At 70.5% G+C, this 21,413-nt stretch carries 20 protein-coding genes and 1 riboswitch; of the genes, 14 read left to right on the top strand and 6 right to left on the bottom strand.

Annotated elements, in window-relative coordinates:
- Positions 1–64: 64 nt before the first annotated feature.
- On the bottom strand, positions 65–1,087 hold the full coding sequence (locus tag OHB49_RS34300) for a terpene synthase family protein (RefSeq protein ID WP_329164800.1): 1,023 nt from the start codon (positions 1,085–1,087) through the stop codon (positions 65–67).
- A 305-nt stretch (positions 1,088–1,392) separates the two neighbouring features.
- On the opposite strand from OHB49_RS34300, the gene OHB49_RS34305 reads away from it, so the two are divergent.
- On the top strand, positions 1,393–2,859 hold the full coding sequence (locus OHB49_RS34305) for a GuaB1 family IMP dehydrogenase-related protein (protein WP_030968818.1): 1,467 nt from the start codon (positions 1,393–1,395) through the stop codon (positions 2,857–2,859).
- Positions 2,860–2,955: 96 nt separating this feature from the next.
- Here OHB49_RS34305 and OHB49_RS34310 read toward each other — a convergent pair whose 3' ends face one another.
- Positions 2,956–3,951: a GDSL-type esterase/lipase family protein gene (locus OHB49_RS34310; protein WP_329164801.1), complete on the bottom strand. Its 996-nt coding sequence runs from the start codon at positions 3,949–3,951 to the stop codon at positions 2,956–2,958.
- Between the two features lie 157 nt (positions 3,952–4,108).
- Between OHB49_RS34310 and OHB49_RS34315 the strand changes: the two genes are divergently transcribed.
- The 3 genes from OHB49_RS34315 (at position 4,109) to OHB49_RS34325 (ending at position 7,370) form a co-directional block, all read left to right on the top strand.
- Positions 4,109–4,564 carry an Lrp/AsnC family transcriptional regulator gene (locus tag OHB49_RS34315; RefSeq protein ID WP_030918969.1) on the top strand — a complete coding sequence of 152 codons (456 nt, stop codon included), beginning with the start codon at positions 4,109–4,111 and terminating at the stop codon, positions 4,562–4,564.
- 253 nt (positions 4,565–4,817) lie between these two features.
- Positions 4,818–5,615 (top strand): carbon-nitrogen hydrolase family protein, encoded by a 798-nt coding sequence (locus OHB49_RS34320; protein WP_329164802.1) that lies wholly within the window; start codon positions 4,818–4,820, stop codon positions 5,613–5,615.
- Positions 5,616–5,663: 48 nt separating this feature from the next.
- Positions 5,664–7,370, top strand: a complete 1,707-nt coding sequence (locus tag OHB49_RS34325; protein ID WP_329164804.1) for a flavin monoamine oxidase family protein — start codon at positions 5,664–5,666, stop codon at positions 7,368–7,370.
- 123 nt (positions 7,371–7,493) lie between these two features.
- Here OHB49_RS34325 and OHB49_RS34330 read toward each other — a convergent pair whose 3' ends face one another.
- The 3 genes from OHB49_RS34330 to OHB49_RS34340 all read right to left on the bottom strand — a co-directional run bounded on the left by OHB49_RS34330 (position 7,494) and on the right by OHB49_RS34340 (position 10,671).
- Entirely contained in the window at positions 7,494–8,213 is a 720-nt protein-coding gene (locus tag OHB49_RS34330) for a DUF5995 family protein (protein WP_443079589.1), read from the bottom strand.
- A 141-nt stretch (positions 8,214–8,354) separates the two neighbouring features.
- On the bottom strand, positions 8,355–9,260 hold the full coding sequence (locus tag OHB49_RS34335) for a UTP--glucose-1-phosphate uridylyltransferase (RefSeq protein WP_329164805.1): 906 nt from the start codon (positions 9,258–9,260) through the stop codon (positions 8,355–8,357).
- A 19-nt stretch (positions 9,261–9,279) separates the two neighbouring features.
- On the bottom strand, positions 9,280–10,671 hold the full coding sequence (locus OHB49_RS34340) for a uracil-xanthine permease family protein (RefSeq protein WP_329166719.1): 1,392 nt from the start codon (positions 10,669–10,671) through the stop codon (positions 9,280–9,282).
- 267 nt (positions 10,672–10,938) lie between these two features.
- On the opposite strand from OHB49_RS34340, the gene OHB49_RS34345 reads away from it, so the two are divergent.
- Positions 10,939–12,234: an alginate lyase family protein gene (locus OHB49_RS34345; RefSeq protein ID WP_329164807.1), complete on the top strand. Its 1,296-nt coding sequence runs from the start codon at positions 10,939–10,941 to the stop codon at positions 12,232–12,234.
- A gap of 50 nt (positions 12,235–12,284) precedes the next feature.
- Here OHB49_RS34345 and OHB49_RS34350 read toward each other — a convergent pair whose 3' ends face one another.
- Positions 12,285–13,511 carry an MFS transporter gene (locus OHB49_RS34350; protein WP_329164808.1) on the bottom strand — a complete coding sequence of 409 codons (1,227 nt, stop codon included), beginning with the start codon at positions 13,509–13,511 and terminating at the stop codon, positions 12,285–12,287.
- Positions 13,512–13,660: 149 nt separating this feature from the next.
- Here OHB49_RS34350 and OHB49_RS34355 point away from each other — a divergent pair, with 149 nt between their 5' ends.
- The 9 genes from OHB49_RS34355 to OHB49_RS34395 all read left to right on the top strand — a co-directional run bounded on the left by OHB49_RS34355 (position 13,661) and on the right by OHB49_RS34395 (position 21,307).
- The gene (locus OHB49_RS34355) at positions 13,661–14,866 is read left to right on the top strand and encodes an ROK family transcriptional regulator (RefSeq protein WP_329164809.1); all 1,206 of its coding nucleotides are present in this window, start codon (positions 13,661–13,663) and stop codon (positions 14,864–14,866) included.
- A gap of 246 nt (positions 14,867–15,112) precedes the next feature.
- Positions 15,113–15,243: riboswitch (FMN riboswitch) on the top strand.
- Between the two features lie 159 nt (positions 15,244–15,402).
- On the top strand, positions 15,403–16,503 hold the full coding sequence (gene ribD, locus OHB49_RS34360) for a bifunctional diaminohydroxyphosphoribosylaminopyrimidine deaminase/5-amino-6-(5-phosphoribosylamino)uracil reductase RibD (protein WP_329164811.1): 1,101 nt from the start codon (positions 15,403–15,405) through the stop codon (positions 16,501–16,503).
- Positions 16,504–17,112, top strand: coding sequence for a riboflavin synthase (locus OHB49_RS34365; protein ID WP_030968842.1), 609 nt, complete (start codon positions 16,504–16,506; stop codon positions 17,110–17,112).
- On the top strand, positions 17,109–17,753 hold the full coding sequence (locus OHB49_RS34370; RefSeq protein ID WP_030919002.1) for a nicotinamide mononucleotide transporter family protein: 645 nt from the start codon (positions 17,109–17,111) through the stop codon (positions 17,751–17,753). The genes OHB49_RS34365 and OHB49_RS34370 overlap by 4 nt, the downstream gene beginning before the upstream one ends.
- Positions 17,750–19,048, top strand: coding sequence for a bifunctional 3,4-dihydroxy-2-butanone-4-phosphate synthase/GTP cyclohydrolase II (locus tag OHB49_RS34375; protein ID WP_329164812.1), 1,299 nt, complete (start codon positions 17,750–17,752; stop codon positions 19,046–19,048). Before OHB49_RS34370 ends, OHB49_RS34375 begins: the two co-directional genes overlap by 4 nt.
- Before the next feature lie 29 nt (positions 19,049–19,077).
- Complete coding sequence (gene ribH / locus OHB49_RS34380) at positions 19,078–19,563, top strand: 6,7-dimethyl-8-ribityllumazine synthase (protein WP_030919009.1); 486 nt, start codon at positions 19,078–19,080, stop codon at positions 19,561–19,563.
- A gap of 35 nt (positions 19,564–19,598) precedes the next feature.
- A complete protein-coding gene (locus OHB49_RS34385; RefSeq protein WP_018524273.1) occupies positions 19,599–19,871 on the top strand; it encodes a phosphoribosyl-ATP diphosphatase in 273 nt (90 codons plus the stop codon).
- A gap of 64 nt (positions 19,872–19,935) precedes the next feature.
- Entirely contained in the window at positions 19,936–20,784 is an 849-nt protein-coding gene (hisG, locus tag OHB49_RS34390; RefSeq protein ID WP_030968848.1) for an ATP phosphoribosyltransferase, read from the top strand.
- Between the two features lie 58 nt (positions 20,785–20,842).
- Positions 20,843–21,307 (top strand): PH domain-containing protein, encoded by a 465-nt coding sequence (locus OHB49_RS34395; protein WP_030968850.1) that lies wholly within the window; start codon positions 20,843–20,845, stop codon positions 21,305–21,307.
- Positions 21,308–21,413 lie beyond the last annotated feature (106 nt).

Genomic DNA, 21,413 nt, shown 5'->3' on the forward strand with positions numbered 1-21,413 from the left:
CACCCCGGCCGCCGGACGGGGGCTCCCCGCCTCCCGCCGGCGGCCGATGTGATGCGCTACGGGGTCAGTCCTGGCGTACGCCCAGGACCGTCGGCTCCAGGTACTGCTGCGGCTCCTTGTACTGGCTGACGTCCGCCGGGTTGTAGCGCGGCGTCTGCCGCGACCAGTCCAGATTGCCGCGCATCCAGCTCCGCATCCCGTTCATGTACGGGACGAGCATCCCGGACAGCAGCGGGTAGGCCGTCACCAGCTCGGCCTCGGCGGCCAGGAAGCGCTCCGTCTCCCTGGCGATCTCCGCGCAGACGTGCTCGAGCGCCTGCTGCTTGCCGTATCCACGGTGGTGCCGGACCAGATGGACGAGGTTGTGGATCTCGCCGAGGACCTGTTCCTTCTCGTACGAGTACACGTCATTGGCCCAGCACACGACGTTGCACGAGGCTTCGAGCGCGACGATGAACCGGGGGTCGTTGTGGATCGACTCGGGTGCCTCGATACCGGCCACGATCTCTATCAGGTCCATGCAGACATGTATGGCGCCGGTGTGCCGCCGCTTGGCGATGTACGTCTCCTCGGACGGCACGACACCGTTCGCCCGGTTACCCGCCTCCCAGGTGGTGGCCGTGGTGAGGTACGTGATCAGGTGCCAGGCGAACCGTCGCAGCCAGTGCGCGGCCGCATTCGGCGTGGTGCGTTCCCACAGGTCGGCCAGGGCGACCACCGCGGCCGGCAGATCCTCGTCCGGCAGTGGGCCGGTGCCGGTGCCCTGGACCACTGTGCGCATCAGCGCCACCACGTCGCGCACCCGGTCCGGGCTGCGGCCGAGATGGCCGTCGTCGAGCTGGTCGTCGACGAGAAACAGCCACACGAACCAGTCGGCGACGAGATCGAGATTCTCGGCGTTCGCGGTCGGATACACCATGCCGACGAACGCGCCGAAGTCGGCTTGCTCGAAGCGCTCCCTGGCTGAATCCCGGTGTACCAGACCGGTGCTGCGCGTCCAGCTGTCGAGGTGCACACGTGTGTGCGCGACGTGCGGGTTCGTCTGCTGGGGGAACGGGCAGTAGATGTCCGGCAGTTCGTTCTCCACGGGCGGGTCTGGATCCTCTCCGGTCGTACGTGTGACGGAAGTTGGGGCCGTTCCGCCTGTTCCTCGGGACCTGTTTGCGACCCGCGGGACCTGCGCGTTTGAAGCTACCTGACCCCTTGTCACCAGGTCCAGGGAAGATGATCGCGAATGGTTGAAAGCTGTTCGGGTAGTGTCTGCGGGTAAGGCAGGTTCCACTTGCCCGGGACTCCCGCACGCAGCCCTTGTAGGAACGTATGAACGCGGGAGCCTTTTGCTGTGTCTTCAGGGCAGCGACCTGCGCGGTTCCCTATGAAAAAATGAGCCTTATGCGTTTTCTTGAGCCCGGCACCGGTCGCTACACAGAGTCCCCCTCGGTCCCGTACGACCTGACGTACGACGATGTCTTCATGGTTCCGGGCCGCTCAGCGGTCGGTTCCCGCCAGGGGGTCGACCTCTCCTCGCCGGACGGCACCGGCACCACCATCCCGCTCGTCGTCGCCAATATGACGGCGATCGCGGGCCGCCGGATGGCCGAAACGATCGCCCGCCGCGGCGGGCTGGTCGTCATCCCCCAGGACATCCCGATCGACGTCGTCACCGACGTCATCTCCTGGGTCAAGACACGCCACCTCGTGCTCGACACGCCGATCGTGCTGGCCCCGGGCCAGACCGTGGCCGACGCCCTGTCCCTGCTGCCGAAGCGCGCGCACGGCGCCGGCGTCGTCGTCGACGACGAGCAGCGGCCCATCGGCGTCGTCACCGACCACGACCTGACCGGTGTCGACCGCTTCACCCAGCTGTCCGAGGTCATGTCCAAGGACCTGGTGCTGCTCGACGCGGACATCGATCCGCGCGACGCGTTCACCAAGCTCGACGGAGCCCACCGCAAGCTCGCCCCCGCGGTCGACGCGGACGGCCGGCTCGTCGGCATCCTCACCCGTAAGGCCGCGCTCCGCGCCACCCTCTACACCCCGGCCACCGACGCCGCCGGCAAGCTGCGGATCGCCGCTGCCGTCGGGATCAACGGCGATGTCGCGGGCAAGGCCAAGCAGCTCCTCGACGCGGGCGTCGACACCCTCGTCGTGGACACCGCGCACGGCCATCAGGAGTCCATGATCAGCGCGGTCCGTGCGGTCCGTGCGCTGGACCCGCAGGTGCCGATCGTGGCCGGCAACATCGTCGCCGCCGAGGGCGTGCGCGACCTCATCGAGGCCGGCGCGGACATCATCAAGGTCGGTGTCGGCCCCGGCGCCATGTGCACCACCCGGATGATGACCGGGGTCGGGCGGCCCCAGTTCTCCGCGGTGCTGGAGTGCGCCGCCGAGGCGAAGAAGTACGGCAAGCACGTCTGGGCGGACGGCGGCGTCCGCCACCCGCGCGATGTCGCCATGGCGCTCGCCGCGGGCGCGTCCAACGTGATGATCGGCTCCTGGTTCGCCGGTACGTACGAGTCGCCCGGCGACCTCCAGCAGTCCGCCGACGGGCGCTACTACAAGGAGTCCTTCGGCATGGCGTCCGCGCGCGCCGTGAAGAACCGCACGTCGGACGAGTCGGCGTACGACCGGGCCCGCAAGGCGCTCTTCGAGGAGGGCATCTCCACCTCGCGGATGTTCCTGGACCCGGCCCGCCCCGGCGTCGAGGATCTGATCGACTCGATCATCGCGGGCGTCCGCTCCTCGTGCACGTACGCCGGAGCGGCGTCCCTGGAGGAGTTCGCCGAGAAGGCGGTCGTCGGTGTGCAGAGCGCCGCCGGTTACGCCGAGGGCAAGGCGCTGCACGCCAGCTGGAGCTAGGGCATCTCGCTCCCGGTGGCGCCGGGATGCGACGAGGAGGAAGTCCGGGCCGCCGACGCGGCCCGGACTTCTTCCGTCGGCGGGGGAGGACGTCACTCAGCAGTCCGCCGCGGATAGGTAGGGGGCGAGCGCCTCCGTGACGGCCGCCGCCAGACGGGCGTGGCCGGCGTCGTGCGGGTGCAGGCCGTCCGCCAGGTGCTCCGGCCCGAGGACATCGCGTCCCGGCAGCACGGACAGCCGGGAGTCGCCCGCGCGGACGAGGTCGGCACCGGCCTCCTCCAGTGCCGTCCGCAGCTCGCGCAGAGTGGCCCCGAGGGCGTTCGGGGTGTCCTCGGCGTCCGGGCACAGGAGCGGTGAGACGAGCAGCAACGGTGTCCCGGGGTGGCCCGCGCGCACCAGGGTGATGAACGCGCGCACCGTCTCGTACAGCAGCGGCGCCGAGAACGGCACTCCTGACCAGCAGTTCGTACCGAACGCCAGCGTCAGTACGTCGGCCGGGAGCGCCGCGATCTGCTCGGCGACGCACAGCTCCCCGCGCGCCGACCCGGCGTACCCCAGATTGACCGCGTCCAGCCCGAGCGCGCGGCCGGCCACCGCGGGCCACGCGTTGGCGGGGCGCGTGGACCACCAGCCCTCGGTGATCGAATCGCCGTGCACCACCCACCGCGGCTGCGCCGGAGCGGGCAGCAGCGTGCCGCCCACCGCCCGCACGCCGAGGATCAGGGGGGACTGTCCCTGCGGCGGATGAACGGTGAACGGGCCTTCCCCGGGCGGGAGTACGAGCACGGCGACCGCCTCCTCGGCGGGCTCCGCGAAAGTCTCCGCCACGCACCGGTCGCCCTGCCAGAGCGCGAACACGTGGGCGAGGTCGTGCAGCTCGTCCGCCGGGTCGGGCACCGCGGCGCGGTAGCGGATCTCCACCGCACGCGCACCCGGTGCCAGGAACTCCAGCCGTACCCCGATGGGCAGCAGCGCCCGCGCCCCGGTGTCCCACGGCAGCCGCGCCAGATCGGCGGGGTCGGCCCGCACCGTACGCACACCGTCCCGCCAGGCCACACCGCGCAGAAAGAGGTCGGGGTCGAGCCAGGTCATCGGGTCTCCGTTCGGTAGGGGTGCGCACTGCACCCTTACCCCGCCGCGTCGCCCCGACGTCCGTACGGCCCCGTTCTCCACCGCGTGTTCTACTTCGGGTGCGGCACGGTGTGCCGCAGTCCCCGAACGCCCATCGCAGAGAAGTGATCCACCTGAAGTGCGACTGAACGATCTCGACGAACGCATCGTCCACGCCCTTGCCGAGGATGCCCGCCGCTCCTACGCCGACATCGGCGCGATCATCGGCCTCTCCGCGCCCGCGGTGAAGCGCCGCGTCGACCGGTTGCGCGCGGAGGGGGCCATCACCGGCTTCACCGTACGGGTGGATCCGGCGGCGCTCGGCTGGGAGACCGAGGGATACATCGAGATCTACTGCAGCCGCAACACCTCGCCGGAGGCGATCAAGAGCGGTCTGGCGCGCTATCCGGAGATCGCGTCGGCCTCCACCGTCACCGGGGAGGCGGACGCGATCGTCCAGGTCTTCGCCGCAGACATGCGCCACTTCGAGCAGGTGCTGGAGCGGATCGCGGGCGAGCCCTACGTGGAACGCACCAAGTCGGTGCTGGTGTTGTCACCGCTGCTGCGGCGGTACTCCTCAGGGACCCCGGGCTGATCACACAGGCGGTCGGCGGCTCGCCGGCCCGTCCTGCCGGGGCCGCGCACATGCACCTGGGCAGGTGGTCCTCGGCGAGACCGAAATCACCCCTCTGACCTGCAACGACGCTCCGCGCAACGAATCGCCGCCGCACGGGTGGATCGCGCAATGGATCGACGGTCGGCGCGCAACGCTCGCAGCTTGTCCGGCCGGAATCCCGGCCCGTACGGTCTATACGTCCCCGCTCAGCCCGCACCGCCCGAGGTCTGCCATGCCGCCGTTGCGCACCGCCCTGCTCCAGAGCTCCGGACGTCCGGGCTCGGTGGCCGAGAACATCAAGGTGCTCGACGAGGCCGCCGGCCGCGCGGCAGCGGCCGGGGCCAGGCTGCTGGTCAGCCCCGAACTGTTCCTCACCGGATACGCCATCGGCGACGACGTGCCCCGGCTGGCCGAGCCCGCCGACGGCGCCTCCGCGCGGATCATCGCCGACATCGCCGTACGGCACGGGCTCGCGGTCCTGTACGGCTACCCGGAGCGCGCGGACGAGCTGATCTTCAACGCGGCGCAGCTGATCGGCCCGGACGGCACCCGGCTCGCCAACTACCGCAAGACCCACCTGTTCGGCTGCTTCGAGCAGCAGTGGTTCACCCCGGGCGAGCAGCCCGTCGTCCAGGCCGAGCTGGACGGCGTACGCATCGGGATCATGATCTGTTACGACGTCGAGTTCCCGGAGAACGTACGGGCGCACGCGCTCGCCGCCACCGACCTGCTGCTGGTGCCGACCGCGCAGATGCACCCCTTCCAGTTCGTCGCCGAGTCCGTCGTGCCGGTCCGTGCCTTCGAGAGCCAGATGTATGTCGCGTACGTCAACAGGACAGGTCCGGAAGGCGAGTTCGAGTTCGTCGGGCTGAGCTGCCTGGCCGGCCCCGACAGCACCGTCCGCACCCGGGCCGGACGCGGCGAGGAACTTGTCGTCGGCGATGTCGACCCGGAGTTCCTGAGCGCGTCCCGCGCCGCCAACCCGTATCTGCACGACCGTCGCCCCGGTCTGTACGGCTCCCTCGTCTGAGCCCGCGCCGTCCCGCTTCCTCTTTCCCGTGCAAGGAGTCCGTACCCCATGACGTCCACGGTGCCCAACGCCGTCCAGCACACCGACGCGCAGCCGCCGATCACCATGTTCGGGCCGGACTTCCCCTATGCGTACGACGACTTCCTGGCCCACCCCGCTGGGCTCGGCCAGATACCGGCGACCGAGCACGGCACCGAGGTGGCCGTCATCGGTGGCGGGCTCTCCGGCATCGTGGCCGCGTACGAACTGATGAAGATGGGCCTCAAGCCCGTCGTCTACGAGGCGGACCAGATCGGCGGGCGGCTGCGTACCGTCGGTTTCGACGGCTGCGACCCCTCGCTGACCGCCGAGATGGGCGCGATGCGCTTCCCGCCGTCCTCCACGGCGCTGCAGCACTACATCGACCTGGTGGGTCTGCGGACCGAGCCGTTCCCGAACCCGCTGTCCCCCGCCACCCCGTCGACCGTCGTCGACCTCAAGGGCGAGTCGCACTACGCGGAGACCATCGCCGATCTCCCGCAGGTCTACCGCGATGTGATGGACGCCTGGAACGCCTGCCTGGAGGAGGGCGCCGACTTCTCCGACATGAACCGGGCGATGCGCGAGCGCGACGTGCCGCGCATCCGGGAGATCTGGTCGAAGCTCGTCGAGAAGCTCGACAACCAGACCTTCTACGGCTTCCTCTGCGCCTCCGACGCCTTCAAGTCGTTCCGGCACCGTGAGATCTTCGGCCAGGTCGGCTTCGGCACCGGCGGCTGGGACACCGACTTCCCCAACTCGATCCTGGAGATTCTGCGGGTCGTCTACACCGAGGCCGACGACCATCACCGCGGCATCGTCGGCGGCAGCCAGCAGCTCCCGCTGCGGCTCTGGGAGCGCGAGCCGCAGAAGATCGTGCACTGGCCGCTCGGCACGTCGCTGTCCTCGCTGCACGACGGCGAGCCCCGCCCCGCCGTGACCCGGCTGCACCGCACCGCCGGGAACCGGATCACCGTCACCGACGCGACCGGCGACATCCGCACCTTCCGGGCGGCGATCTTCACCGGCCAGTCCTGGCTGCTGCTCTCCAAGATCGACTGCGACGACGCGCTGTTCCCCATCGACCACTGGACGGCGATGGAACGCACCCACTACATGGAGTCGTCGAAGCTGTTCGTTCCTGTCGACCGGCCGTTCTGGCTGGACAAGGCCGTCGACGACAGAGGGGTTCCCACGGGCCGGGACGTCATGTCGATGACACTCACCGACCGGATGACCCGGGGTACCTATCTCCTCGACGACGGGCCCGACAAGCCGGCCGTCATCTGCCTCTCGTACACCTGGTGCGACGACAGCCTGAAGTGGCTGCCGCTCTCTCCGAACGAGCGCATGGAGGTCATGCTGAAGTCGCTCGGCGAGATCTACCCGGACGTCGACATCAGGAAGCACATCATCGGCAACCCGGTGACGGTCTCCTGGGAGAACGAGCCCTACTTCATGGGCGCGTTCAAGGCCAACCTGCCGGGTCACTACCGCTATCAGCGGCGGCTGTTCACCCACTTCATGCAGGACCGGCTGCCCGCCGACAAGCGCGGACTCTTCCTCGCGGGCGACGATATCTCCTGGACGGCCGGATGGGCCGAGGGCGCCGTGCAGACCGCGCTCAACGCGGTCTGGGGTGTGATGAACCAGTTCGGCGGCGCCACGGATGCGACGAACCCCGGCCCCGGTGACGTCTTCGACGACATCGCCCCGGTCGAACTCCCGGAGGACTGACCGGCGTCACGCGGGCCGGCGGACGCTGCGCCGCCGGCCCCGGCCGGGCTCCGGCACCGAGCGGCAGACGGCGCACCGGATGGGCCGTCGTCGCGGTGCGGTCGCCTTCGCGGCGGTGTGCGGTCAGTGGCACGGAGTGAGCAGACAGCGCCCCACCAGACCCGCACCCGCGTCCATCCGCTGCCGGAACTCCTCGGCGAGCACCGGGAGATCACGCAGCCGCCACAGCACCCGGGCCGCCGACCACGCCGCCTCGCGAGCCCGGTCCAGACTCCATGACCCCAGCAGATGGGTCAGCGGATCCGCGACCTCCAGCAGATCGGGTCCCGGCATCAGGTCCTCCCGGATCTGCTCCTCCAGCATCGTGAGGAGATCGCCCACCTGGTCGAACTCGTCCTGCAGGTCCGGCGGAGCGCAGCGGAGCGTGCGGCACGTGTCCACCACGGCGAGCGCCAGATCGTGGCCGATGTGTGCGTTGATCCCCGCCATCGCGAACTGCAGCGGCCGTACGCCGGGATGGTGCCGGTACTGGAACAGCGGGCGCCAGCAGTCGGGCGGCCGGTGCCCCGCCGACGCTGCGTCGACGGCCGCGAGATAGCGCTCCGCGAACTTCATGTCCAGGGCGGCCGCGGCCGGCCGGTCAGGGAACGCGCCTTCGGCGATCTGCCGGTCGATGTTGTCGGTGACTGTCAGATAGACCCGGTTGAAGACCGCCACCCCGTCGACCGGCGGCCAGGAGGACTGAAGGTCACGCATCCGCCCGAGCACCGAGGTGACAGCGGGCGGCGCGGCGACGGGACCGGCCCGGTCCGCGAACTGCTCCATCTGCTTGAACTGCGCCATGGGGGCAGCGTCCCAGCCATGGGCCCGCGGCGGCGCCGACGGGCCGTGGGTTCATCGGAACGGGGGAACGACGGCAGAGCCATCGGTGCCCCGGAGGCCCGCCCCGGGTCGTTCCGGACGGGGGAGTGCGGTGGTGTGCGGTCAGGCCGAAGGCGTCTCGCCGACTTCTTGCGCGAGCCTGCGCAGATGGGGGCCGTACTCCGGGTCGGCGAGCGCGGCGGCGAACTGGGCGGTGAGATAGGCCAGCGGGTTGCCGGTGTCGTACCACTGGCCCTCGATGACCTGCCCGTACACGGCGCGGCCGGCTGCGTAGGCGTTGATCGCGTCGGTCAGGTAGACCTCGCCGGTGCGGTGTTCGTACCAGCGTTCCGTCTGCCGGCGCAGCTCGTCGACGATCCCGGGGGTCACGACGTATCCACCGATGGCCGCGTACGCCGACGGGGCGTCCTGCGGCTTCGGCTTCTCGACGAGGCCGGTGATGCGCAGGAGCCCGTCGTTCAGGTCCTCCTTGACGACGGGCACGCCGTAGCGGTGGGAGTCGGCGGGGTCCATCGGCATGAGAGCGAGTACGGGGCAGCTCGTCGCCTCGTACGCCCTGATCAGCTGCTGCGCACGCGGAGTCCCGGCGACGAAGACGTCATCCGGCCACAGGACCAGCATCGGCTCGTCACCGAAGTTCCGCGCCGCGTTGAGGACGGGGGTTCCGTTGCCGTACGGGCCGTGCTGGTCGAGGTAGGTGATGTGCCCGAGCCTGGACAGGTCCCCGACTTCCTCCACGGCGTCCGCGTATGCGTTCCTGCCGTCCGCGCGGAGCTGGGCGACGAGCGTGGGGTTGGGCCGGAAGTGGTCCTGGATCAGTCCCTTGCCGCCCGAGACGACGATGGTGATGTCCGTGATGCCCGAGGCCACGAGTTCGCGCACGGTGTGTTCGATCACCGGCTTGTCACCGACCGGCAGCATCTCCTTCGGCGTCGCCTTCGTGAGCGGGAGAAGGCGTGAGCCGAGGCCCGCAGCGGGGATGACTGCCCTGCGGATGGTGGTGGACATGAGTTCCTCCCGGAACGGGCTACTGCGTGGGCGGCTTCGAGTCGTCGTACGTGGACGTTCCCGCGTCCAGCAGGGGCTCCTGCGGCTTCAGATGGGCCGGGGCGAAGGCCCGCAGCACGTGGTAGCCGGTGATCACGACGATGGTGCCGAGCGCGATCCCGCTCAGTTCGAAGTCGTGGGTGATCTTCAGGCTGACCCCGCCGACACCGATGATGATGCCCGCGGCGGCCGGCACCAGGTTCAGCGGGTTGCGGAGGTCGACGTTGCCGCTCATCCAGATCTGGGCGCCCAGCAGGCCGATCATCCCGTACAGGATGACGGTGATGCCGCCCAGGACCCCGCCCGGGATGGCCGCGACCACCGCGCCGAACTTGGGGCAGAGTCCGAACAGCAGAGCGAAGCAGGCGGCGGCCCAGTACGCGGCGGTGGAGTAGACCCGGGTCGCGGCCATGACGCCGATGTTCTCGGAGTACGTGGTGTTGGGCGGGCCACCCACGGCGGTGGAGAGCATGGAGGCTGCGCCGTCCGCCGCGATCGCGGTGCCGAGCTTGTCGTCCAGCGAGTCACCGGTCATCTCGCCCACGGCCTTGACGTGCCCCGCGTTCTCCGCGATCAGCGCGATCACCACCGGCAGCGCGACCAGGATGGCCGACCATTCGAAGCTCGGGGAGTGGAAGGACGGCAGTCCGATCCAGTCGGCCTTGGAGACACCCGACAGGTCGAGCCGCCAGTGGTCGACCGCCTCGGCGCCGCCGGCCGGTGAATGGATCTTGCCGAAGACCCGGTCCAGCACCCAGGACAGCACGTAGCCGAAGACCAGACCGAGGAAGATCGCGATGCGCGAGAAGAATCCGCGCAGGCACACCACGGCCATGCCGGTGAAGAGCATGACCAGCAGCGCGGTCCACTGGTCCTGCGGCCAGTACGTCGACGCGGTGACCGGCGCCAGGTTGAAGCCGATGAGCATGACGACGGCGCCGGTGACCACGGGCGGCATCGCCGCGTGGATGATCCGGGCACCGAAGCGCTGCACCGCGAGACCCGCGAGGAAGAGCGCCACGCCGACGACGAAGACCGCCCCGGTGACGACGGCACTGTCCCCGCCACCGGCCCGGATCGTCGCGGCCACGCCCACGAAGGAGAGCGAACAGCCGAGATAGCTGGGCACCCGGCCGCGCGTGGCGAGCAGGAAGATGGCCGTCGCGACACCGGACATCATGATCGCGAGGTTCGGGTCCAGCCCCATGAGCACCGGGGCGACGAACGAAGCGCCGAACATCGCAACCACGTGCTGGGCGCCGAGCCCGAACGTACGGGGCCAGGAGAGCCGCTCATCGGGCCGGACCACGGCCCCCGGTGCGGGGGTCTTTCCGTCGCCGTGCAAGGTCCAGCGCACGCCGAGGCCGCCCATGGTCGCTCCCTGTGTGTCCGTGTGTGGGTCCGTGCGGTGCCCGGTGCCGTGTTCGTGCGGGCCCGGCGCCACCGCGGAGAAGATCAGCGCCATGGTAATGCCGGAGCGGTGTCGACCCGTGTCCGGGTTGCGTTGCGCGAGCCCCGCCCGAAGGTCCTATCCATGAATCGTGCGCGAAGCATTGTCACTCCGAACAGGCGGCTCTACGCTCACACGGTCTTGCTCGTGAACATCATTCACATATCTGATTCATGAGGGGAGTGCTCGATGAGCGAAAGACCTCGTCGGCGTCTCGGAGCCCTGCTCACCACCGCCGTTGCCCTGGCCGCCGTCCTGGTGCCGGCCGCCTCCTCCGCGGCCGCCACCGCCCACGGCCACCGCCCGCCGCCCCGGGTGCCGAGGACCGTGGTCATCGACGGCCACCGCATTCAGCAGGCCAAGCTGCGGCTCGACCACGGCGACCGGGCTCTGCGCACGGCTGTCGACGCGCTGACCGTGAAGGCGGACAGCTGGCTGGACCAGGGCCCCTGGACGGTCGTCGACAAGCCGAAGCCCGCACCGAGCGGGGACCCGCACGACTACCTGAGCCAGGCCCCGTACTGGTGGCCCTCCCAGCCGAAGACCGCGGACAACCCGTGGGGCTGTCCGTACGTCCAGCGCGACGGCGAACGCAACCCCGAGGTCGACACCGGCACCGACCGCCCCGACATCGGCAAGGTCTTCAACTCGGTCACCACGCTCAGCCTCGCCTGGTACTACACGGGCCGGAAGCAGTACGCCGAGCACGCCTCGGACATCCTGCGTACCTGGTTCCTCGACCCCGCGACCCGGATGAACCCCAACCTGAACCACGGGCAGTTCATCCCCTGCAAGTACGACGGCCGGGCCATCGGCATCATCGACTTCTCCCAGCAGTACACCTCGGTCCTGGACGCCATCGCGCTCCTCGACACCGGTGCGCCCGGCTGGTCGAAGAACGACCGGACCGGCATGCGGGCCTGGAACACGTCGTTCCTGGACTGGCTGGTCAACTCGGACTTCGGCAAGCAGGAATCGGCCGCCCAGAACAACCACGGCACCTTCCAGGACATGCAGATCGCCGGACTCGCCCTCGCCACCGGTGACAAGGACCTCGCCCGCAAGGTCGTCCTTGACGCGCGTGCGCTGCGGATCGACCCGCAGATCGCCGGCGACGGCACCCAGCCGCAGGAGCTGGCACGCACCCGCAGCTGGCACTACTCGACCTTCGACCTGGTCGCCTACACGCGGCTCGCCGCGATCGGCAAGCAGGTCGGTGTGGACCTCTGGGCGTACCGAGGGCCGCAGGGGCAGAGCCTGTTCAAGGCGGTCGACTATCTGCTGCCCGCCGCGACCGGGGCGGCCCCCTGGCCGCACCCCGAGCTGGAGTTCTACCGGTACGCGGCCAGTGACATCGTGCACGCTGCCGCCGACGCCGGTGACCGGCAGGCGCAGGCCGCCGTACCGCAACTGGAGACGCCGCCCGGCGGCGACCTCTGGGCGCTGCGGCCCGCAGCGGAACAGCTCGACTCGATCGCCGGCTGACCGCCCGCGGGCGGGGCTCCCCCCGGAGCCCCGCCCGCGGAACGAGCCCATCAGGCCCGGGGCTCGGCCGCCGTCTCCGGTACGCCGACCGCCTTCGCCGCGACCTGGCGGTCGCCCGCCCGCAGCACCCCGGCCCCCAGCACCAGGCCGAACGCCAACACCGTCACCAGGCCGAACGACACGACCAGCGAGGTCGCCTCGGCCAGCGAACCGATCGCCGACGGGGCGATCAGCCCCGAGGTGTACGTGATCGTGGCGACGCCCGCGATCGCCTGGCTCGGGTTCGGCCCGCTGCGCCCCGCCGCCGCGAACGCGAGGGGGACGACCACGGCGACACCGAGGCCCAGCAGCCCGAAACCGCACATCGCCGGAACCACGCCCGGCGCAAAGACCACCAGCACACCCCCGACGGTTGCCAGCAATCCGCCCACCCGCACGGTCCTGACCGCACCGAACCGGTCGACGACCTTGTCCCCGGCGATCCGGGCCACCGCCATCGTCAGTGCGAACGCCGTCGTGGACGCGGCCGCGAGCCCGGCGGAGCTGTCCATGATGTCCCGGAGGTAGACCGCCGACCAGTCCAGACTGGCTCCCTCGGCGAACACCGCGCAGAACCCCACCGCGCCGATGACCAGCGCAGACCTGGGCGGCAGGGTGAACCGCGGCGGCGGCTCCTCGTCCGGCTCGCTGCGCAGATCCAGTACGCCCTGACAGGCGATCAGGCCGAGCACGGTGAGCACGAGAGCGGCGAGGACATGGTGCAGCCGGGCGTCAGCGCCGATATGGGCGGCCACGGTGCCCGCCGCGGAACCGATCAGGGCGCCCACGCTCCACATGCCGTGCAGCCCGGACATGATCGACTTGTCGAGACGGTTCTCCACCTCGACACCGAGGGCGTTCATGGCCACGTCCGACATGCCGGCCGACGCCCCGAACACGAAGAGCGCCGCGCACAGCGTCAGCAGGTTCGGTGCCAGCGAGGGCAGCGTCAGCGCAAGCGTCCACAGCGCCAGCAGTCCGCGCAGTGCGGTTCTGGCGCCGAAGCGATGGCTGATCGCACCGGCCAACGGCATGGCGAGCGAGGCGCCGATCGCCGGGAAGGCCAGGGCGATGCCCAGCTGACCCGCACTCGCCCCGGCGTGGTCCTGGATCCAGGGCACGCGGGTGGCGAAGCTGCCGGTCACCGCGCCGTGCACGGTGAAGACCGCGGCGATCGCGAACCTGGCCCGCCTCACCTGCTCCGTGCCGAAGACCGTCTCTGTGGATTCCGTCGTCATGCCGCCGTGCCCTCCCCTGGGAATTCTCTGTCGCGGTCGGCCCCCGCGCCTGACGTCACGGTGCGGTCAGTAAACTATCAGGAACCCTGCCTGATAAATAGGCCGTCAAGGCCCCGGCCCGCGCGGCAGTGATCTGGAAGGATCCCGGCATGCCCGCATCACCGAGCACCGCCCGGGTCATCAACGACCGGCTCGCCCTTCGACTGCTCCAGGAGGACGGCCCGCTGACGGCCACCCAGCTCAAGGTCCTGACCGGGCTCTCCCGTCCCACCGTCGCCGACCTGGTGGAGCGGTTGCAGGGGGCCGGCCTGATCCAGGTCGTCGGCGAGAGCGGCTCCGAGCGGCGCGGTCCCAACGCCCGGTTGTACGGGATCGTCGCGGACCGCGCCCACCTCGCCGCCCTCGACGTGCGCACCGACAGCGTCACCGTCGTCGTCGCCGATCTGCTCGGCGTCACGCTCGCCGAGGCCACCCTGCCGATCGGCAGCGACACGGGCACCGAAACCGCCGCGGAACAGGCGGCCGCACTGCTGGAGGGCACCGCGCGCGAGGCGGGTGCCGCACCGCTGCACAGCGTCGGTATCGGCGCCCCCGGCCTGATCGACCCGGTCACCGGCGAGCTCCACGACACCACCGGCCTGCCCGCCTGGCACCGTCGCCTCGTCCGGGTGCTCCAGCAGCGGCTGCCCGCGACCGTGCTCGTCGAGAACGAGACCAACCTGGCCGCCGTCGCCGAACACCGCCTGGGCGCGGCCCAGGACCGCGACACCTTCGTCCTGCTCTGGCTCGGTCACGGCATCGGCGCCGCCGTGATGCTGGACGGCAAACTGCGCCGCGGAGCCTCCGGCGGTGCGGGCGAGATCGGCTTCCTGCCCGTGCCCGGCACGGCAGGGATCCCCTCCGCGGTCAACTGCGACGGCGGGTTCCACTCCCTGGTGGGCGCGGCATCGGTGTGCGAACTGGCCCTGGGGCACGGCATCGACGTGCGTACGCGGATGGGCGCCGGGGAGCAGGAGCCGGCTGCCGCGTTCGCCGTACGGGCCGCCCTGGCCGGGCAAGGGGAGAGCGAGGCATTCCTCTCCGCCCTCGCCGACCGCCTCGCGGTGGGCGCTGCCGCCGTCGCCTCGGTCATCGACCCCGGCTGTGTGGTCCTCGCCGGCGAGGTCGGTCACGCGGGCGGCGAAGCGCTGGCGTCCCGGGTCGAGGAGCGGCTGGCCATGATGTCCCCGCTGCGGACGGAGGTCAGAGCGGGCCTGCTGGGCGGCTCCGCGGTGCTCCGTGGCGCGCTGCTCGCCGCACGCGATGCGGCTCAGGACGAGCTGTTCACCGCGCGCGGCGTGGGCAGCGCTCCGTGAGGAACTCCTCGAACGTGGTCTTCCCGACGGCTCGTCCGGGCGTCAGATGCCCACCCCGCCGGTCACCAGAAGCGTCGTCATGGAACCAGCCTGTCAGAGACACGCGAACGGGCGGGCCGGAACCTCCTCGTGCGCACGTCCGTGGGTACGGGCGCGAGCCCGCCCGGGACCGGGCTGTGAGCCACTCCACACCTCTCGTCCGTATGGCGCATGGGCAGGCGTGGCAGACTGATCCTGTAACAGCAGCAGCGCACTCCGGGGTCGGTGCAATTCCGAACCGGCGGTTATAGTCCGCGACCCGTCCGCATCCAGCGGCCGGTTGACCAGGTGAGATTCCTGGACCGACGGTTAAAGTCCGGATGGGAGGCAGTGCGCGGCGGGCCGTCACAGATACGCCGCCGTCGGCGGATGCGTCTTCCGGGTTTCCGGAAGACCCGCGTCCGTGTCTTCGGTTTCGGCGTTCCCTGTTGCGTTCCGCTTCATCTGTCGTCATCGACAGGCCCCGGAGTCCGTGCCCGAAGAGGCAGGAGGACCCGGTGGACACCGCAGCCGACAGCACCGCCATGGGCCGAGCGATCACGCTCGCCGCCCGCGGACTCGGCTCCACCAGCCCCAACCCGGTCGTCGGGTGCGTGATTCTCGACGCCGAGGGACGCCCGGCCGGTGAAGGCTTCCACCAGCGCGCCGGAGGGCCGCACGCCGAGATCCACGCCCTGCGCGCAGCAGGTGAGAAGGCCCGCGGCGGCACCGCGTACGTCACTCTCGAGCCCTGTAACCACACCGGTCGCACCGGCCCCTGCGCCCAGGCGCTGATCGAGGCCGGCGTCAGCCGTGTCGTGTACGCGGTGGCCGACCCGACCCCGCAGGCCACCGGGGGTGCGGACACCCTCCGCGCAGCCGGGATCAAGGCCGAACAGGGACTCCTCGCCGACGAGGCCGAGGCGGGCAACGCCGCATGGCTGACCTCGGTGCGGCTCGGCCGTCCGTACGTCCTGTGGAAGTACGCCGCGACGCTCGACGGCCGGATCGCCGCCGCCGACGCCACCAGCCGCTGGATCACCTCTCCCGAGTCGCGCGCCGACGTCCACCGGCTGCGCGCCGAGGCCGACGCCGTCGTGGTCGGCTCGGGCACCGCCCGTACCGACGACCCCCAGCTCGGTGTGCGAGGCGTCGAGGGCGCCGTACAGCCGCTGCGCGTGGTTGTCGACACCGGTGCCACGGCGGTGCGCCCCGGCGCCCGCGTCCTCGACGGCACGGCGCCCACCCTGGTCGCGGTCGCCGAGGACGCCGACACCGGCCATCTGCCCGAGGGGACCGTCCTGCGGCTGCCGCGTGCCGCCACCGGCCCCGGCCTGGACATCCACGCGCTGCTCGCGGCCCTGCACACGCGCGGCGTGCGCTCCGTACTCCTCGAAGGCGGCCCGACCCTGGCCGGGGCCTTCGTCGCGGCGGGAACGGTCGACAAGGTCGTCGGCTATCTCGCCCCTGTGCTCCTCGGCGCCGGCCCCGCGGCCCTCGCCGACGCAGGAATCTCCACCATCGCCCAGGCGTTGCGCCTCCACGTGACCGAGACCGTACGCATCGGCCCCGATCTGCGCATCACCGCCGTCCCCGGCCCTGCCCGGAAGGGAAACTGAGTGTTCACCGGAATTGTCGAAGAACTGGGTGAGGTCACCGCCGTCGAGAAGCTCGGCGACGCCTCCCGATTCCGCCTGCGCGGTCCCGTAGTCACCGAAGGCGCCAAGCACGGCGACTCCATCGCCGTCAACGGCGTCTGCCTCACCGTCGTCGACCTCGGCGACGGCGAGTTCACCGCCGATGTGATGGCCGAGACCCTGAACCGGTCCAGCCTCGGCGCGCTGGAGACCGGCTCCCGGGTCAACCTGGAGCGCCCCATGGCGGTGGGCGGCAGGCTCGGCGGGCACATCGTCCAGGGGCACGTCGACGGCACGGGCCGCATCGTCGACCGCAAGATCTCCGAGAACTGGGAGATCGTGAAGATCTCCCTCCCGGCGGAGCTGACCCGGTACGTGGTGGAGAAGGGCTCGATCACCGTCGACGGCGTGAGCCTGACCGTCGTCGACGCCGGACCCGACTACTTCACCATCAGCCTCATCCCCACCACCCTCGCCCTGACCACGCTCGGCATCAAGGAGCCCGGCGACCCGGTCAACCTCGAGGTGGACGTCATCGCGAAGTACGTCGAGCGGCTGCTCGGCGACCGGGACCGGGAGGACACGAAGTGAGCGCCGTCGGCTGGCTCAACTCGGAGGCCTTCGCCCTGTTCGGCCAGCACATCAAGTGGTCCGACATGATCGGCAACACGGTCGGCCTGGCCGCCCTCGCGCTCGGCTGGCGGCGCTCCATATGGACCTGGCCCGCCCAGCTGGTCTCCGGCGTGATCCTGCTGGCCGCCTTCGCCTCCGCCCACCTCTCGGGCAGCGCGGGCAAGCAGCTGGTGGTGATCGTCGTGGCCGCGTGGGGCTGGTGGTCGTGGAACCGCGGCAAGCAGCAGGCCCAGGACGGCTCCATCGCCGTACGGTTCGCCAGCTGGCGCGAGCGCGCATTCCTGGTCGGCGGCGCAGCCCTCGGCACTCTCGCCGTCGGCGGGCTGTTCACCGCGTTCCCGACGCTGTCGTGGGACCCGTGGCCCGACGCGTACATCTTCGTCGGCACGGTCGTCGCGATGTACGCACAGGCGCGCGGCATGGTCGAGTTCTGGTTCGCCTGGCTGCTGGTCGACCTGGTCGGTGTGCCGCTGAACTTCGCCAACGGCTTCGCCTTCTCCGGCTTCGTCTACGTCATTTACGGCGCCCTCGTCCTGTGGGGCATGCGCGACTGGTGGCTGCGTACGCGGACACCCGCTCTGGAAGGAGCCACGGCATGACTGCCCAGCCCACCTGGTTGCACCCGGAACATGACAGCGTCGTCGAGGACCTCTCCCTCGACCCCGTCGAGCAGGCGATCCGCGACATCGCGGCCGGACGCCCCGTCGTCGTCGTCGACGACGAGGACCGGGAGAACGAGGGCGACCTCGTCATCGCGGCCGAGATGGCCACGCCCGAGATCGTCGCCTTCATGATGAGCGAATGCCGCGGCCTGATCTGCGCGCCGATGGAGAACGACGAACTGGAGCGGCTCGAACTGCCGCAGATGGTCAACCACAACACCGAGTCGATGCGCACGGCGTTCACCGTCTCGGTCGACGCCTCCGCGGCACACGGCGTGACCACCGGCATCTCCGCGGCCGACCGGGCCACCACGCTCCGGATGCTGGCGGGCGGCCAGGCCGGCCCCGCCGACTTCGTGCGCCCCGGCCACATCTTCCCGCTCCGCGCCCGGTCCGGCGGTGTACTCGTCCGCAACGGCCACACCGAGGCGGCCGTCGACCTGGCCCGGCTCGCCGGGCTGCGGCCCGCCGGTGCGATCGTGGAGATCGCCGGCGAGGACGGGGTGATGCTGCGTCTGCCCGAGCTGGTGCCGTTCGCCCGCAAGCACGGCCTCACGATCATCTCGATCGAGGACCTGATCGCCTACCGCCGTTCCTCCGAGCCGACCGTCCGCCGCGAGGCGGAGGTCCGGCTGCCGACATCGTTCGGCGAGTTCACCGCGTACGGCTACCGCTCCACGGTCGACGGTGTCGAGCATGTCGCGCTCGTCCACGGCGACCTCGGTGACGGCGACGACATTCTCGTCCGGGTCCACTCCGAGTGCCTGACCGGCGACATCTTCCAGTCCCAGCGCTGCGACTGCGGCCCCCAGCTGCACGCGGCCATGGCGCGCATCACCGACGAGGGCCGCGGCGTCGTCGTCTATCTGCGCGGCCACGAGGGCCGCGGCATCGGCCTGCTCTCCAAGCTGCGCGCGTACGAACTCCAGGAGCACGGTGTCGACACCCTCGACGCCAACCTGGAGCTCGGTCTGCCCGCCGACGCCCGGGACTACGGGGCAGGCGCCCAGATCCTCAAGGATCTCGGCGTCCACGGCGTCCGGCTGATGACCAACAACCCCGACAAGACCGCCGCACTCGTGCGGCACGGCCTCGCGATCACCGGCCGCGAGCCGATGCCCGTCCAGGCCGGCGAGCACAACCTGCGGTACCTGCGCACCAAGCGGGACCGCATGGGACACGACCTGCCCTGGCTCGACGCCGCCTCGGTGTCGACCTGCGGCAACCAGTAACGATCACGGAAACGAGCGGTAGGAGAATCATGAGCGGCAAGGGCGCACCCGAACTGTCCGTACGCAACTGCGGTGACCTGCGGGTGGCGGTGATCGCCGCCCAGTGGCACGAGAAGGTCATGGACGGCCTCGTCGACGGCGCACTGCGCGCCCTGCACGACCTCGGCATCGACGAGCCGACACTGCTCCGGGTGCCCGGCAGCTTCGAGCTCCCGGTCGTCGCCAAGGTGCTGGCCGGCCGCGGCTACGACGCGATCGTCGCCCTCGGTGTGATCATCCGCGGTGGCACGCCCCACTTCGAGTACGTGTCCCACGGCGTCACCAACGGCCTCACCCAGGTCGCCGTCGACACCGGGGTCCCGGTCGGCTTCGGCGTACTGACCTGTGACACCGAGGAGCAGGCGCTCGACCGGGCCGGCCTCGAGGGCTCCAACGAGGACAAGGGGCACGAAGCGGTCACGGCGGCCGTCGCCACCGCTGCCACGCTGCGCACCGTCAGCGAGCCCTGGCGCTGAGCGAGGGTGCGGCACCCCGTACTCTAAGAACCATCATGGCGAACAAAACCTTCGAAGAGCTCTTCGCCGAGCTGCAGCTCAAGGCCGCCAACGGCGACCCCTCCACCTCCCGCACCGCCGAGCTGGTGGACAAGGGAGTCCATGCCATCGGCAAGAAGGTCGTCGAGGAGGCCGCCGAAGTCTGGATGGCCGCCGAGCACGAGAGCAAGGACGCCGCCGCCGAGGAGATCTCGCAGCTGCTGTACCACGTCCAGGTGATGATGGTCGCCCGCGGGATCTCCCTCGACGACGTCTACGCGCACCTCTGAGCACGACCGCCGCACACCTTCACATCCGCACAAGACTCCCTCCTCGCAAAGGAAACCTGACCTCATGCTGCGCATCGCCGTCCCCAACAAGGGTTCACTCTCCGGGCCTGCGATGGCGATGCTCCATGAGGCCGGCTACCAGCAGCGCAAGGAGTCGAAGGAACTCGTCCTCGTCGACCCCGAGAACGAGGTCGAGTTCTTCTACCTGCGGCCGCGCGACATCGCGATCTACGTCAGCTCCGGCCGCCTCGACATCGGCATCACCGGCCGCGACCTGCTGCTGGACTCCGGGGCCGATGCCGAGGAGATCCTCCAGCTCGGGTTCGCACGCTCCACCTTCCGTTACGCCACCAAGCCCGGCACGGCCGACGGCCCGCAGGACTTCGACGGCATGACCATCGCCACCTCCTACGAGGGCATCGTCGCCAAGCACCTCGCCGACGTGGGCGTCACCGCCTCCGTCGTGCACCTCGACGGCGCGGTCGAGACCGCCATCGAGCTCGGGGTCGCGCAGGTCATCGCCGATGTGGTGGAGACCGGCACCAGCCTGCGCAACGCCGGACTCGAAGTGATCGGCGAGCCGATCATGAAGTCGGAGGCCGTCGTCATCCGCCGTACGGGTGCCCCCCAGGACGACCCCAAGGTGCAGCAGTTCCTCCGCCGCCTGCAGGGCGTCCTGGTCGCCCGCAGCTACGTGATGATGGACTACGACTGCCGCGTCGAGCACCTGGAGCGCGCGGTGGCCCTGACCCCGGGCCTGGAGTCGCCGACCATCTCCCCGCTGCACCACGAGGGCTGGGTCGCCGTCCGTTCCATGGTCGCCGCCAAGGAGGCCCAGCGGATCATGGACGACCTTTACGAGCTCGGCGCCCGCGCCATCCTCACGACGGCCATCCACGCCTGCCGCCTCTGACGGCCGGACAGCCAGCGACCCACCGGCAGCCAGACCCACCGGAAGACAGAAGAACACCATGTCCGCCCCCGCGCCCCGGCCCGAACTCCCCACTCTCCCGGTCACCTTCCGGCCGACCCGCACCCGGGTGGTCCTGCTGACCGTGGGAGCCGCGATGTTCGTCGTCATCACCGTCATCGCCATGAGCCTGGAGCAGCTGAGCCCGGGGGAGCGGGTCAGCTTCGTCTTCACCGCGCTGCTCTTCTTCGCCGTCTTGGCGCTGCTGAGCCGCCCCAAGGTCGTCGCCGACGACCACGGGGTGACCGTGGTCAATCTCACCCGCACCCGAAGGCTGTCCTGGGCGGAGATCGTCCGCGTCAACCTGCGCGCCGGCGACCCGTGGGTCTTCCTCGACCTCAGCGACGGGACCAGCATGCCCGCCCTCGGCATCCAGCCCGGAATCGCCAAGGAACAGGCCATTCGCGACGCCGGTACGCTCCGCGCCCTCGCCGAGAATCACGGCACGGGTACGGACAACGGCTGAGCCCACTGCCCCGTTCGGCCACTTCTTGATTACTCTGGAGGGCGGTGGCGCCCTGTGTGCGCCCCGCCCCGCACCGAGGGCCCCTGAGGCCGGCGGGGCTTTCCTT

Source organism: Streptomyces sp. NBC_01717 (assembly GCF_036248255.1).
GTDB lineage: Bacteria > Actinomycetota > Actinomycetes > Streptomycetales > Streptomycetaceae > Streptomyces.

Coding starts and splice junctions, on each gene's coding strand:
- OHB49_RS34305 (WP_030968818.1), top strand. CDS start 1,393: ATGCGTTTTCTTGAGCCCGGCACCGGTCGCTACACAGAGTCCCCCTCG.
- OHB49_RS34310 (WP_329164801.1), bottom strand. CDS start 3,951: ATGACCTGGCTCGACCCCGACCTCTTTCTGCGCGGTGTGGCCTGGCGG.
- OHB49_RS34320 (WP_329164802.1), top strand. CDS start 4,818: ATGCCGCCGTTGCGCACCGCCCTGCTCCAGAGCTCCGGACGTCCGGGC.
- OHB49_RS34325 (WP_329164804.1), top strand. CDS start 5,664: ATGACGTCCACGGTGCCCAACGCCGTCCAGCACACCGACGCGCAGCCG.
- OHB49_RS34330 (WP_443079589.1), bottom strand. CDS start 8,213: ATGGCGCAGTTCAAGCAGATGGAGCAGTTCGCGGACCGGGCCGGTCCC.
- OHB49_RS34335 (WP_329164805.1), bottom strand. CDS start 9,260: ATGTCCACCACCATCCGCAGGGCAGTCATCCCCGCTGCGGGCCTCGGC.
- OHB49_RS34340 (WP_329166719.1), bottom strand. CDS start 10,671: ATGGGCGGCCTCGGCGTGCGCTGGACCTTGCACGGCGACGGAAAGACC.
- OHB49_RS34345 (WP_329164807.1), top strand. CDS start 10,939: ATGAGCGAAAGACCTCGTCGGCGTCTCGGAGCCCTGCTCACCACCGCC.
- OHB49_RS34350 (WP_329164808.1), bottom strand. CDS start 13,511: ATGACGACGGAATCCACAGAGACGGTCTTCGGCACGGAGCAGGTGAGG.
- OHB49_RS34355 (WP_329164809.1), top strand. CDS start 13,661: ATGCCCGCATCACCGAGCACCGCCCGGGTCATCAACGACCGGCTCGCC.
- OHB49_RS34375 (WP_329164812.1), top strand. CDS start 17,750: ATGACTGCCCAGCCCACCTGGTTGCACCCGGAACATGACAGCGTCGTC.
- ribH (WP_030919009.1), top strand. CDS start 19,078: ATGAGCGGCAAGGGCGCACCCGAACTGTCCGTACGCAACTGCGGTGAC.
- OHB49_RS34385 (WP_018524273.1), top strand. CDS start 19,599: ATGGCGAACAAAACCTTCGAAGAGCTCTTCGCCGAGCTGCAGCTCAAG.
- hisG (WP_030968848.1), top strand. CDS start 19,936: ATGCTGCGCATCGCCGTCCCCAACAAGGGTTCACTCTCCGGGCCTGCG.
- OHB49_RS34395 (WP_030968850.1), top strand. CDS start 20,843: ATGTCCGCCCCCGCGCCCCGGCCCGAACTCCCCACTCTCCCGGTCACC.